The sequence below is a fragment of the Sphingomonas sp. genome (assembly GCF_031361285.1).
Lineage (GTDB): Bacteria > Pseudomonadota > Alphaproteobacteria > Sphingomonadales > Sphingomonadaceae > Sphingomicrobium.
The window spans coordinates 1-12,984 of the sequence record NZ_JANMCO010000130.1 but is presented as its reverse complement, the minus strand read 5'-3'; the positions used below and the strand labels follow the sequence as shown (position 1 = coordinate 12,984).

15 protein-coding genes are annotated in these 12,984 nt (G+C 65.1%); 13 read left to right on the top strand and 2 right to left on the bottom strand.

Annotation, left to right across the window (positions count from 1 at the left end; translation table 11 throughout):
• The 3 genes from RMO25_RS11400 to RMO25_RS11390 form a co-directional block, all read left to right on the top strand.
• Positions 1-408, top strand: a 408-nt coding sequence (locus RMO25_RS11400; RefSeq protein ID WP_309662722.1) for a PhoH family protein, incomplete at its 5' end; no start/stop codon positions are given.
• Entirely contained in the window at positions 408-911 is a 504-nt protein-coding gene (ybeY, locus tag RMO25_RS11395) for an rRNA maturation RNase YbeY (protein WP_309662723.1), read from the top strand. The genes RMO25_RS11400 and ybeY, both read left to right, overlap by 1 nt.
• The gene (locus tag RMO25_RS11390) at positions 911-1,783 is read left to right on the top strand and encodes a hemolysin family protein (RefSeq protein WP_309662721.1); all 873 of its coding nucleotides are present in this window, start codon (positions 911-913) and stop codon (positions 1,781-1,783) included. Before ybeY ends, RMO25_RS11390 begins: the two co-directional genes overlap by 1 nt.
• A 56-nt stretch (positions 1,784-1,839) precedes the next feature.
• On the opposite strand, the gene RMO25_RS11385 is transcribed toward RMO25_RS11390, so the two are convergent.
• Positions 1,840-2,259 carry a VOC family protein gene (locus RMO25_RS11385; RefSeq protein ID WP_309662720.1) on the bottom strand — a complete coding sequence of 140 codons (420 nt, stop codon included), beginning with the start codon at positions 2,257-2,259 and terminating at the stop codon, positions 1,840-1,842.
• 202 nt (positions 2,260-2,461) lie between these two features.
• On the opposite strand from RMO25_RS11385, the gene RMO25_RS11380 reads away from it, so the two are divergent.
• From RMO25_RS11380 to trmB, 4 genes are all read left to right on the top strand, one after another.
• Positions 2,462-2,941, top strand: coding sequence for a hypothetical protein (locus RMO25_RS11380; RefSeq protein ID WP_309662719.1), 480 nt, complete (start codon positions 2,462-2,464; stop codon positions 2,939-2,941).
• Between the two features lie 342 nt (positions 2,942-3,283).
• Positions 3,284-4,795 carry an apolipoprotein N-acyltransferase gene (gene lnt, locus RMO25_RS11375; RefSeq protein WP_309662718.1) on the top strand — a complete coding sequence of 504 codons (1,512 nt, stop codon included), beginning with the start codon at positions 3,284-3,286 and terminating at the stop codon, positions 4,793-4,795.
• 60 nt (positions 4,796-4,855) lie between these two features.
• Positions 4,856-6,085: a methionine adenosyltransferase gene (gene metK, locus RMO25_RS11370; RefSeq protein ID WP_309662717.1), complete on the top strand. Its 1,230-nt coding sequence runs from the start codon at positions 4,856-4,858 to the stop codon at positions 6,083-6,085.
• A gap of 11 nt (positions 6,086-6,096) precedes the next feature.
• Complete coding sequence (gene trmB / locus RMO25_RS11365; protein WP_309662716.1) at positions 6,097-6,795, top strand: tRNA (guanosine(46)-N7)-methyltransferase TrmB; 699 nt, start codon at positions 6,097-6,099, stop codon at positions 6,793-6,795.
• On the opposite strand, the gene RMO25_RS11360 is transcribed toward trmB, so the two are convergent.
• Positions 6,780-7,928 carry a PQQ-dependent sugar dehydrogenase gene (locus RMO25_RS11360; protein ID WP_309662715.1) on the bottom strand — a complete coding sequence of 383 codons (1,149 nt, stop codon included), beginning with the start codon at positions 7,926-7,928 and terminating at the stop codon, positions 6,780-6,782. The genes trmB and RMO25_RS11360 overlap by 16 nt on opposite strands.
• 57 nt (positions 7,929-7,985) lie before the next feature.
• Between RMO25_RS11360 and RMO25_RS11355 the strand changes: the two genes are divergently transcribed.
• The 6 genes from RMO25_RS11355 (at position 7,986) to RMO25_RS11330 (ending at position 12,951) form a co-directional block, all read left to right on the top strand.
• Positions 7,986-9,032, top strand: a complete 1,047-nt coding sequence (locus tag RMO25_RS11355; protein WP_309662714.1) for a type III polyketide synthase — start codon at positions 7,986-7,988, stop codon at positions 9,030-9,032.
• A complete protein-coding gene (locus RMO25_RS11350) occupies positions 9,029-9,520 on the top strand; it encodes an isoprenylcysteine carboxylmethyltransferase family protein (protein WP_309662713.1) in 492 nt (163 codons plus the stop codon). The genes RMO25_RS11355 and RMO25_RS11350 overlap by 4 nt, the downstream gene beginning before the upstream one ends.
• Positions 9,513-9,932 (top strand): hypothetical protein, encoded by a 420-nt coding sequence (locus RMO25_RS11345; protein WP_309662712.1) that lies wholly within the window; start codon positions 9,513-9,515, stop codon positions 9,930-9,932. Before RMO25_RS11350 ends, RMO25_RS11345 begins: the two co-directional genes overlap by 8 nt.
• Before the next feature lie 122 nt (positions 9,933-10,054).
• On the top strand, positions 10,055-10,591 hold the full coding sequence (rimP, locus tag RMO25_RS11340) for a ribosome maturation protein RimP (protein WP_309662711.1): 537 nt from the start codon (positions 10,055-10,057) through the stop codon (positions 10,589-10,591).
• A gap of 7 nt (positions 10,592-10,598) precedes the next feature.
• Positions 10,599-12,251, top strand: a complete 1,653-nt coding sequence (gene nusA, locus RMO25_RS11335) for a transcription termination factor NusA (protein WP_309662710.1) — start codon at positions 10,599-10,601, stop codon at positions 12,249-12,251.
• Positions 12,232-12,951: a DUF448 domain-containing protein gene (locus RMO25_RS11330; protein ID WP_309662709.1), complete on the top strand. Its 720-nt coding sequence runs from the start codon at positions 12,232-12,234 to the stop codon at positions 12,949-12,951. Before nusA ends, RMO25_RS11330 begins: the two co-directional genes overlap by 20 nt.
• Positions 12,952-12,984: the final 33 nt, after the last annotated feature.

Here is a 12,984-nt window from a genome sequence, read left to right as displayed (position 1 = left end):
AAGGTCGACCCCTACCTCCGCCCGCTCTACGACGCGCTCTATGACATGCTGCCGACCGAGCAAGTCGAACGCCGCATCGCCTCGGGCGAAATCGAGATCGCGCCGATCGCCTTTATGCGCGGCCGCACTTTGAACGACGCGTTCATCATCCTCGACGAAGCGCAGAACACCACGCCGCCGCAGATGAAGATGTTCCTCACGCGCTTCGGCATGCGCAGCCGGATGGTGATTTGCGGCGATCCCAAGCAGACCGACCTGCCGCGTGGCGCCGAATCGGGCCTCAATGACGCCGTCGACAAATTGGAAGGCATCAAGAGCATTTCGATGGTCCGCTTTTCCGCCGCCGACGTCGTCCGCCACCCGCTCGTCGGCAAGATCGTCGAAGCCTATGAAGGGCCCGGCGCGTGATGCTCGACATCGCCATCGACGCCGATGCGGAATGGGACAGTAGCACCGACTGGGCGCGGCTGGTGCGCGCCGCGGCGACCTCGGCGATTGCGGAAAGCGCCTTCCCGCAACTCGCCGACGGCCCCCGCAAGGCCGAGCTTTCAGTCCGCCTGACCAGCGACGCAGAGGTTCAAATTCTCAATGCCCACTGGCGCGGCAAGGATCAGCCGACCAACGTCCTGTCCTTTCCGATGGCCGAACCGTACGAACTCGAACAATCCGACGACGACGGCCCGGAACTCCTCATCGGCGACGTTATCCTGGCGCGCGAAATCTGCCTTGCCGAAGCGGCCGAAAAAGGCCTGAGCCTCGACCAGCACGCGACGCATTTGGTCGTCCACGGCACGCTCCACCTCCTCGGCCACGACCATGACGACGATGCGGCGGCGGCCGACATGGAAGGGCGCGAAGTCCGCGCTTTGGCCCGGCTCGGTATCGCCAATCCGTACGAAGGCGCGCCCTGATGGCCACCCGCAACGAAGACGAGGGCGGCTCGCGGCTGTGGCGCGGCATGCGGGCACTGATCTTTGGCGACGATGGCGACACCAGCCTGCGCGACCAGATCGAGGACGCGATCGACGAGGCCGAGACGTCGCACCCGGTCTCCGGCGACCTGTCGCCGCTCGAACGGCAGATGCTGCGCAACCTGCTGCAGTTCGGCGACCGCACCGCGGGCGACGTCTGCGTCACCCGCGGCGACATCATCTCGGTGCCACTGACCATCAGCTTCGACGCGCTGATCCACGCTTTCGCCGATGCCGGCCACAGCCGGCTGCCGGTCTATGGCGACAGCCTCGATGACATCGTCGGCATGTACCACATCAAGGACGTCTTCATCGCCCGCGTCGATGAAAGCCGCGACCGCTCGCCACCCGCCTTGATGCGCACGCCTCTGTTCGTCCCCGAATCGATGAGTGTCATCGACCTCCTCGCCCGCATGCGCGCCGACCATATCCACCTCGCCATCGTCGTCGACGAATTCGGCGGCACCGAAGGCCTGGTCACGATCGAGGACGTGGTCGAGGAAATCGTCGGCGAGATCGAGGACGAGCATGACGAGGAAGCCGACCGCATGCTGACCTTGCTCGAGGACGGGCTGTGGGAAGCCGACGCCCGGCTTGAGCTCGAAGAGCTGACTGCGACCGTCGACGCCCGCCTGACCGCCGAGGAAGACGAAATCGACACCATCGGCGGCCTCGTCTTCCTGCTCGCCGGTCGCATCCTGAAGCCGGGCGAATCGGTCGTCCATGCGTCGGGCTGGCGATTGGAAAGCATTGACGCCGACGGCCGCCGCGTCCGCCGCCTCCGCCTCCACGCGCCGGAGAGTGCGGCCTAGGTATCCTCCCCGAGCTTGCTCGGGGAGGGGGACCGGCTGAAAGCTGGTGGAGGGGCTTACTTAGCGAACAATTTCCCGGGATCGGCCATCGCCTTGAACTCGAGCGCGTTGCCGGCGGGGTCGAGCAGGAACATCGTCGCTTGCTCGCCCGGCTGGCCGGCGAAGCGGACAGTCGGCGCGATGACGAATGCGACCCCCGCCGCCTTCAACCGCTCGGCCAGCATCTTCCATGCGTCCATATCGAGCACCAGCCCGAAATGCGGCACCGGCACATCCTCGCCGTCGACCGCGTTGCTCGCCGCCCGCCGCGGCGCGCCCGACGCCAAATGGGCGACAATCTGATGGCCGTGGAGATCAAAGTCGATCCACTGATCCGAGCTCCGTCCCTCCGGGCACCCCAGCATCCGCCCGTAAAACTCCCGCGCGGCGCCAAGATCGTCGACTGGAAAGGCCAGATGGAAGGGCGGCAAGTTCATCTGCCCCGCTTTGTCACTGCGAGCGCGCCGAAGCAATCCAGTGAGCCTTTGGGAATGTCTGCTTTGGGTGGAAAGCGGACATTCGGCGGGCGACGCTTGACCGGAAAAATTCTATCATTGTCGTTTCCGAAGGAGCTATACGATTCCTGTCACCGTTATGAGTCGAGTGCGGTGGCCTGTTTTCCGGAAAAGGAGCAAGGTCATGAAAGGACGAACGAAATTCGCGCTGATCCTCGCAGGAATCGCGATCGCCGTTCCACAGAGTGCGTTTGCCAAGGGACCGGACGCGAAGCTTTGGAACGGCACGTGGCATCTGAACGCCGCCAAGTCGAGTTTTGCCTCGCCCGCCAAGGAGCAGAGCGAAACTCGGACCTATCAGATATCCGGCAACCGCGTCACGATGAAGTCCAGCTCGAAAGACCTTTCAGGTAAGGTGCTGAATTTCAGCTATTCCGCGCGCTACAATGGAAAATGGTATCCGATGCTCGGGAACCCGAATGCGGACAGCATCTCACTGACCCCGGTCAGCGATCGGGAGCTGAAGGCGAGTTCCCGCCTGCATGGAAAGATTTCCGTGGAATCCAAGGCGAGTATTTCAGCCGACGGGAAGCACCTGACGCTCAAGCGCAAGATGGTGAGAATAAAGGGCGCTCCGACCGACGTTCTGGAGTTCGACCGTTAGGTACAAGCGGTTTGCTGCCGTCCGCTAATGACCGAAAATGCCAAGAGTTCACTGCGGCCCTATAATAGGAAACTGGGCCTCGCGACTGTTGTGCACCGCGACTGGCGCGCGCTTCGAGAGAAGCGAGGACAAAGAAGGATGCCGGACCAGCCTAAAGGTCCGCCGTCGCCAAACCAGCCGCTCAGGGAGTGATTTAGCTTCTCCGAAGATGCGCGTGAGTTAGGCGAGTATCCGCAATGGGTCGAAGGCGGACATTGGATCAAAGCCTCGTTATTCAAAACGCCCCGCCGACACCCTTTGTGGATTGCTTCGTCGCCGCGCTCCTCGCAATGACGAAACTCGATGAAGCCTATTCTCCTCGCCGCCCTGCTGGGGCTCGTGTCCGCCTTCGGGTTCGAGCCGGTCGCCTGGTGGCCGCTCCTGCCGATCGCGTTCGCTGGGCTGTGCGAATTGCTGTTCCGCGCGCGCTCGCTGCGCCGGGCCCTCGCGATCGGCTGGGCGTTCGGGTTCGGCCAGTTCCTGATCGCCCTCAACTGGATCGCGACCGCCTTCACCTTTCAATCCAACATGCCGGCGTGGCTCGGCTGGGTCGGGGTGCTGCTGGTCGCGCTCTACCTCGCTTTCTACCCGATGCTGGCGGCGGGGCTCGCCTGGCGGCTGGGCAATAAGCGCCCCGTGGCGATGGCCCTCGGACTCGCCAGCGCCTGGGCGGTAACCGAGTGGCTGCGCGCCGGTCTGTTCACCGGCTTCGCCTGGAACCCCGCCGGCGTCGTTCTCGCCGATACGCCCTGGCTCCAATCGAGCGCATTCATCGGCACTTACGGCCTGTCGATGCTGGTCGTGCTGTTCGGCGGCGGGCTGTGGCTGGCGTCCTTGCGGCGGTTTGCGCCAGCGGTGGCGGTCCTCGCCGTGATGGGCCTGCTCTTGGTGCTGCCGGTCACTCGTTATGTGATGCCCGAGCAGTTTGGCAACATCACGGTCGTCCAGCCGAACATCGGGCAGGAGGACAAATGGCGCTCCGGTTTCAGCGAGGAAGCCGCGCGCCGCCTTGCGGCCCTGTCGATGAAACCCGGCGGCGGCCGCCCGCGCTTGCTGTTCTGGCCCGAAGCCGCGGTCACCGATCCACTATCCGACGCCCGCACCGACGAGCATTCTGCCTTTGCCGCATTCGAACGCAAGCGCGCCACGGCGGTCGTTGGACCGGGCGACTATCTCCTGACCGGCGGGATCGCGGTCAATGCGTCCAATGGGCAGCATATCGACGGCGCCGCCAACAGCATTTTCGTGCTTGGCCCGGGCGGCAAGATCGTCGCCCGCTACGACAAGGCGCACCTCGTCCCGTTCGGCGAATATCTGCCGCTGCGGCCCTTGCTGTCGGCGATCGGCCTGTCGCGGCTCGCCCCCGGCGACCTCGAGTTCGCGCCCGGCCCCGGGCCGCGCACGATCGACCTCGGCGAAGGCTGGGGGAAAGGCGGCATGCAGCTCTGCTATGAAATCATCTTCTCGGGCGAAGTGGTCGACCGCCGCAATCGCCCGGATTTCATCTTTAATCCCTCCAATGACGCCTGGTTCGGCCGCTGGGGCCCGCCGCAGCATCTTGCCCAGGCCCGGCTCCGCGCCGCCGAGGAAGGCATTCCGGTCATCCGCTCGACCCCGACCGGAATCAGCGCGGTCATCAACGGATATGGAATGGTCCGTCAGTCCCTGCCGTGGAAATCCGCAGGCGCCATTCAAGAACAGCTACCGCCGCGACGGGAGATTACCCCATTCGGGCGCTTCGGCAATCTGATCCCGCTGTTACTCGCCTTCGCCTTATTGATCGGTAGCATTGCGATGGGTCGGACTCGCCGCTAGGGCGACGAACCACATATAAAGACTTCCTTATATCCCGACTTGAAGGATCGCACTTCCCTCATGCGCAGCAATTACCTCTTCACCTCCGAATCCGTTTCCGAAGGCCATCCCGACAAGGTCGCCGACCAGATCAGCGACGCGATCATCGACCTGTTCCTGGCCAAGGACCCGGAGGCGCGGGTCGCTTGCGAGACGATGGTGACCACCCAGCGTATCGTCATCAGCGGCGAGATCCGCTGCCGCGATACCTATGACGAGGAACTCTATTCCGACACCCATGGCTGGGCCCCCGGCGCGCGCGACGAAATCGAATCGGTCGTCCGCCACACGATTCGGCGGATTGGCTACGAACAGGCCGGCTTCCACTGGCAGACCGCCAGTTTCGAGAACCACCTGCATGGCCAATCCGCGCACATCGCCCAGGGCGTCGACGCCTCGGGCAACAAGGACGAAGGCGCCGGCGATCAGGGGATCATGTTCGGCTTTGCCTGCGACGAGACCCCCGAACTGATGCCGGCGACGCTGTCCTACAGCCACAAGATACTGCAGCGCATGGCCGCCGACCGTCATTCCGGAGCGGCGCCGTTCCTCGAACCCGACGCCAAGAGCCAGGTGACGCTGCGCTATCATGAAGCCAGGCCGGTCGCCGCGACCGCGATCGTCGTCTCGACCCAGCACGCCAAGGGCTACGACCAGGGCGACAAGGAAGCCGAGCTTCACGCTTATGTGAAGAAGGTCGTCGCCGACGTCCTGCCCGCCGAGCTGCTGTCCGCCGACACGGTCTATCACATCAACCCCACCGGCAGCTTCGAAATTGGCGGCCCCGACGGCGACGCCGGCCTCACCGGCCGCAAGATCATCGTTGATACTTATGGCGGCGCGGCCCCGCACGGCGGCGGTGCTTTTTCGGGCAAGGATCCAACCAAGGTCGACCGCTCGGCGGCTTACATGGCGCGCTATCTCGCCAAGAATATCGTCGCCGCCGGCCTTGCCACCCGCTGCACCATCCAGCTCGCTTATGCGATCGGCGTCAGCGAGCCATTGTCGATCTACGTCGATACCCACGGCACCGGCGTTGTTGGCGACGATGCTCTCGAAGCGGCAATCGCCCGCGTCACCAAATTGGGCGGCCTCACCCCGCGCGGCATCCGCACCCATTTGAAACTCAACAAGCCGATCTATGAGCCGACCGCCGCCTACGGCCATTTCGGCCGCCAGCCCGAAGGCGATTTCTTCCCGTGGGAAAAGCTCGACCTGGTCGACGATCTGAAAGCCGCCGTGGCGGCCTGACGAGCGCACGAATGACCGGTGACCCGACCACGCTCAACCGCCTGTACGGGCGATCGATGGGTCACAAATTACGGCCAGCCCAACAGCAGCTGATCGACACGCTGCTGCCCCAAATTGCGGTGCCGGCGGACGGCGAACTCACATCGCAGCGCCTGTTCGGCGATGTCAAAGGACAGGGGCGCCCGCTGCACCTCGAAATCGGTTTCGGCTCGGGCGAGCATATCGCGGCGCGCGCCGACTTGCTCCCCGACCACGGCTTCATCGGCGCCGAGCCGTTCGTCAACGGCGTCGCCACCGCGCTCGGCCACGTCCGCGACGGCCACCTCGCCAACGTCCGCCTGCACATGGGCGACGCCCTAGAAGTCCTCCGTCGGTTGCCGGATAATTCGTTGAGTTTCGTCTACCTGCTCCACCCCGACCCGTGGCCCAAGGCTCGCCACGCCAAGCGGCGGATGGTCAGCGATGGGCCGCTCGACCTCATCGCCGCCAAGCTTCGGCCGGGCGGCGAATTGCGCATCGCTACCGATCATCCCGTCTATCTCGAATGGACTTTGGTCGTGATGCAGCGGCACCGCGACGATTTCACCTGGCTGGCGGAAAAACCCGCCGATTTCCTCGAACCGCCGAGCGGCTGGATCGAAACCCGCTACGGCGCCAAATCCCGCCGCGAAGGCCGCCGCCCTTATTATCTGCGCTATCGCCGGTCCTGATTCTGCGGCTCCAGCCGCAGCAGCCGGCCGCCGTCGCCATCTTCGAGCAAATAGACCTCGCCGCGCGGGCCCTGGTCGACGGCGCGGATACGCGCGCCCATCGGCCACTGGTCGGCCTTGCGCGCCTGGTCGCCATTGATGTCGACGCGGATGAACGCCTCGCCCGACAAAGCGCCAATCAACGCGTCGCCCTTCCATTGCGGGAACAGGTCGCCGGTGTAGATCAGCAATGAGCTCGGCGAAATCGACGGGTTCCACCACACCTTGGGCGGCTCGAAGCCATCACCCGGCCGGTGATCGGGAATGTCGGTGCCGTCGTAATTGCTGCCGTTCGACGCCCGCGGCCAGCCGTAATTCTTGCCCGGCTGAATAAGGTTGACCTCGTCGCCGCCCATCGGTCCCATCTCGCTTTCCCACAACCGGCCGTCCGGCGCGAAGGCGAGGCCGAGCAAATTGCGATGGCCATAGGTCCACAAGGTGGCGGCAATGCCACCCCGGCCGGCCCACGGATTGCCTGGTACGGGGGCGCCCTCGGCGGTCAAATGAACGACTTTGCCGAGGTTGACGTTGCGGTCTTGCGCCGGGGCGAACTGGAACCGCTCGCCGCTGGTAATGAACATGGTCCCGTCGGGCGCAAAAGCGATCCGCTCGGAATAATGGGCGCCGCCGCTGACTTTTGGCACCTGCCGCCAGATGATGCGGAAGCCCGCAAGGCGCGGCTGCCCCTGCCCGAGGATCAGCCGGCCATAGCCGACGACAGCCCCGCTGGTACCCTTGGGTCCGGCCTCGGGAAAACTCAAATAGACTCGCTGATTGCCGGCGAAATCGGGGTGAACGACGACCTCGGCCAGGCCCCCCTGCCCTTCGACATGGACCGCCGGAACCCCCGCCACCGCCTGCTTATGGCCGGTCGTCACATCGACCAGCCACAGCTTGCCATCCTTCTCGGTCAGCAGCGCCATATTGGTCAGACGCACCCCCGATCCCGGCAAAAAAGCCAGCGCCCAGGGCGCGTCGAACTTCGCCACTTCGGCGACCGAAAATGGGCGCGCCACCACCGCTGCCGCCGACGGCGCGCGGCTGCACGCTGCGAGAGCCAGCAAAAGTCCGGCTTGCATTAAGCGCAGGGTCATTCAGAGGGGTCCTTCGTTCAATATCCGGCACCTTGCCGGTTTAGTATAAGGCGCCGCATGCAATCCTGCAGCCTACTTTCGCTAGCCACCGCGGTGCCGCCGCATACCGTCTCGCAGGCGGTGGCGAAGGAAACCGGGCGCCGCGCTTTCGGCGGCCGGCCAGCCTTGTTCAACCGCCTGTCGGGCGTGTTCGACAACGCCGGCATCGCCAAGCGCCACCTCGTCGCGCCGATTGAATGGTATGAAGACCCGCACGGCTGGCAGGACCGCAATGCCGTCTATCTCGACGCCGCGGAAAATTTGCTGATCGAGGCGGCGTCGTCGGCGATTGCCAAGGCCGGTCTCGTGCCGGACCAGATCGACGGCATTGTCACCGTATCGACGACCGGCATCGCTACGCCCAGCCTCGATGCCCGCGCCGCCGCTCGGCTCGGGCTGCGCAGTAACGTCCGTCGAGTCCCCGTGTTCGGCCTCGGTTGCGCCGGCGGCGTCAATGGCCTGGCGCTGACCGCCAATCTCGCTGCCGCCGATCCCGGCAGCCATTGGCTGTTCGTCACTGTCGAGACTTGCTCGATCTCGATCCGCCTCGACAGCAACGACCCCGCCGCGATTGTCGCCACCGCGCTGTTCGGTGACGGGGCCGCCGCCGCGGTCGTGACCACTGGCCACCACAGTCTCGCGCGTATTACCGCCTCAGCCGAGAAATTATGGCCCGATACGCTGCGGATCATGGGCTGGGACGTCGAGGATCCGGGGCTCGCTGTGGTCTTCGACCGCGCCATTCCGCCGTTCATCGAGGCCAAACTGGCGACGGCGGTGGACGAAATGCTGGGGCAGATGAATGTCGAGCGCGGGTCAATCGACCGCCTCTGCTGCCACCCCGGCGGGGTCAAGGTGATCGACGCCATCGAAAGCGCGCTCGAGCTGCCGCAAGGCGAGCTCAACCTGGAGCGCGAAGTACTGCGCGACTTCGGCAACATGAGCGCGCCGACGGTCCTGTTCGTGCTCGACCGCCTGATTGAGCAGGGCTTGCCCAAGCGCGTGCTGATGACCGCCTTCGGCCCCGGCTTCACCTGCGCGGGCCTGCTGCTCGAAGCCGCATGACCTGGGCCGCGGTCGCGATCCTGGCCGTGGTTACGGTGCAGCGCCTCGCCGAATTATGGCTCTCGAACCGCAATACGCGGCGGCTTCTCGATCAGGGGGCGGTCGAGGTCGGCCGCAGCCATTATCCGCTGCTCGTCGCCGTTCACGTCGCGTGGCTGGCCGTCCTGTGGTGGTTGGCGCCCGGGCAGCCGATCAACTGGCCCTTGGTGGTGCTATTCCTGCTGCTGCAGCTCGCCCGCTTGTGGGTCATCGCCACACTCGGCCCGCGCTGGACGACCCGCATCATCGTGTTGCCCGCCGCGCCGTTGGTCCGCGCCGGACCCTATCGCTTTGTCGATCATCCCAATTATCTCATCGTCGCGCTCGAAATCGCGATCCTGCCGATGGCCTTCGGGCTGGTCGCATGGGCGATTCTGTTCAGCGTCCTGAACGCGATTATCCTGACAATCCGCATTCGAGCGGAGAACAAAGCGCTCGCTTATGGCTAGAATTCTCATCGCTTTGGCATTCGCATCGCTGCTGGCTTCGACTCCGGCGCTCGCCTGCGACTGCGTTCGGCTCGATCCTAACGGGCCGCACTTTGCCAGCGACCTCGACCGCATCGCCAAATTCTATCCGATCGCCGCCGAAGGCGTGATCGAGGCACAGGGCGATTACGCCTGGCGGTTTCGCCCGACGCACGAATATCGCGGCCCGGGCAAGGCGTCATACGCCATCGAACTGATCGGCGACTGCTCGCTCGAGCCCCCGACAATGGCCAAGCTGATCGGCAAGCCGGTCTTCCTGCTGCTGGCGGGCGGACCCGACCGCTACGAAGCCAGCCGCTGCGTCAACCTTCTCGGCGGCGCCGCCGATGCGGCGATCCGCGATCGGGTCGTCAAGTCCTGCCACCCGCGCTGACGCTTGCGCTGACGGCGGTCGAGGCCTATATCGCACCCCTCTCCTCGACATCGTTACTGACGTTGAGGCTGGCTTCCCCCCGGAGGCCGGTCGCAGAGCTGTTTTGGAATTTGACCAACCGAATGACCGACGTTGCAGCGCTCACCGCATTGATCGAGCCAGAGGTGGCAGCCCTCGGCTACCGCCTCGTGCGCGTGGCGATGATCGGCGGCACCACCGACCCGACGCTGCAAGTGATGGCCGAGCGGCCCGAGACTCGGCAGCTCGAACTTGGCGATTGCGAGGCAATCTCGCGACGGATTTCGGAAATCTTCGACGCCCTGGAAGCGGACGGTCGCGATCCCATCGACGGGGCCTATCGCCTCGAAGTCAGTTCGCCCGGCATCGACCGACCGCTGACCCGCCGCTCTGATTATGCCGACTGGGCCGGGCACGAAGCACGGCTCCGGTTTGAACAGCCGATCGATGGCGCCAAACAGGTTTCGGGGATCATCCAGAGCGTTGATGGTGACACAATCCGCATTTCGACCACCAAGGGACCGCGCGACATCCCGTTTCAATCGATTGCGTCGGCCAAGCTGTTGCTGACCGACGCGCTTATCAAGGCCACTGCCCCGCTCGACGCGGCGGGGGCCGATCTCATCAAGATGGAAGGTTAAAAACCACATGGCTACCGCCGCTCCCGCCACTGCGGGTCCCGCCGCCAACAAGGCCGAATTGCTCGCCATTGCCGACGCCGTCGCGCGCGAGAAACTGATCGACCGCGGCATCGTCATCGAAGCGATGGAAGACGCCATCCAGCGCGCTGCCCGGGCTCGCTACGGGGCCGAGAACGACATCCGCGCCAAGCTCGACCCGGTCACCGGCGACCTGCGCCTGTGGCGCGTCGTCGAAGTGGTCGAGGAGGTCGATGACTATTTCAAGCAGGTCGATTTGAAGGGCGCGCAAAAATTGAAGGCCGACGCCGCGGTTGGCGACTTCATCGTCGACCCGCTGCCGCCGATCGAATTCGGCCGCATCGCTGCCCAGGCCGCCAAGCAGGTCATCTTCCAGAAGGTCCGCGATGCCGAGCGCGAGCGCCAGTATGAAGAATTCAAGGAACGTGCCAGCGAAGTCATCACCGGGGTCGTCAAGCGGGTCGAGTTCGGCCACGTCGTCGTCGATCTTGGCCGGGCCGAGGGTGTCATCCGCCGCGACCAGCAGATCCCGCGCGAGATGGTCCGCGTCGGCGACCGCATCCGCAGCCTGATCCTGTCGGTTCGCCGCGAAGCGCGCGGCCCGCAGATTTTCCTGTCGCGTGCCCACCCCGATTTCATGAAGAAGCTGTTCGCCCAGGAAGTGCCGGAGATTTACGACGGCATCATCGAAATCAAGGCCGCCGCCCGCGACCCCGGCAGCCGGGCCAAGATCGGCGTCATCAGCCACGACAGCTCGATCGACCCGGTCGGCGCCTGCGTCGGCATGAAGGGCAGCCGCGTCCAGGCGGTGGTCCAGGAACTGCAGGGCGAAAAGATCGATATCATCCCGTGGTCCGAGGATCTCGCCACCTTCGTCGTCAACGGTCTCCAGCCGGCCACCGTCAGCCGCGTCGTCATCGACGAGGAGGAGGCGCGGATCGAAGTGGTCGTCCCCGACGATCAATTGAGCCTGGCCATCGGCCGCCGCGGCCAGAACGTCCGGCTCGCCAGCCAGCTGACCAATTCGCAGATCGACATTTTGACCGAAGCCGACGCGTCCGAGAAGCGCCAGCGCGAATTCGTCGAACGCTCCGAGATGTTCCAGACCGAATTGGACGTCGACGAAACGCTCGCCCAATTGCTGGTCGCCGAAGGTTTCACCTCTTTGGAGGAAGTCGCCTACGTCAACGCCGAGGAAATCAGCGCGATCGACGGCTTCGACGAAGACCTCGCGTCCGAGCTGCAGAGCCGCGCCGCCGAAGGCCTGGAGCGGCGCGAGGCCGCCTCCCGCGAAGAACGCCGCAAGCTGGGCGTGGCCGATGATCTCGCCGCGCTGCCCCACCTCACCGAGGCGATGCTGGTAACGCTCGGCAAGGCCAATATCCGCTCGCTCGACGACCTCGCCGATTTGGCCACCGACGAGCTCATCCAGAAGAAGCGCCCTGAACAGCGCCGCCAGCGCGAACCCAGCAACCGGCCCGAAGACAAGGGCGGCATCCTGCACGAATATGGCTTGTCCGAAGAGCAGGGTAACGAGATCATCATGGCCGCCCGCGCCCACTGGTTCGAAGACGAGGACGCCGCTGCCGCCGCCAAGCTGGATGCCAAGGAGGAGGACGCAGTTGCGGAATCCCCCAAATGAGTCCGGCGAACGCCTGATTGAGAAGCCTGATGCGTACGTCCCCGAGCGGACCTGCGTGCTCACCCGCAGCAAGGGCACGCGCGACAGCCTGATCCGGCTGGCGCTCGGCCCCGATGGCGACGTGGGGCCCGACGTGCGCGCCCGGGCGCCTGGCCGCGGCGCGTGGATATCGGTCGACCGCAGCGCGCTCGACACCGCCAACGCCAAGGGCAAATTAAAGGCCGCGCTGGCCCGCGCGTTCAAGACTACGGAGCTCAACATCCCCGCTGATCTCGGCGAACGCGTCGAACGCGCGCTGCGCCAGGCGGCGCTCGACCGCCTGGGCCTGGAAGCACGCGGCGGCACCCTGATCAACGGCGCCGAGCGCATCGAAACCGCCGCCCGCGCCGGCAAGGTTCACCTGCTGATCCACGCCGCCGATGCCCGCGAAGATGGCCGCCGGACGCTCGACCAGGCCTGGCGCATGGGCGGCGGCGAGCCGCGCGGGATGATTTTCCCCGAAGACCGCACTATCTTGTCAATGGCGCTGGGCCGCGAAAATGTGGTACATGTCGCCTTGACCGATCCCGCTGCCGCGTCGCGCGTCTCTCACGCGCTTGCCCGGTGGCGCGCTTTCACTGACCCCCGTACCGGGCTAGACGGCGGCGAACCCGCCTCGGCCCCCGGCTCGGCTGCAGAATATGACGAAGGAATAGAATGACCGACCAGACCGAAAAGCCGAAGCTTGGCACCC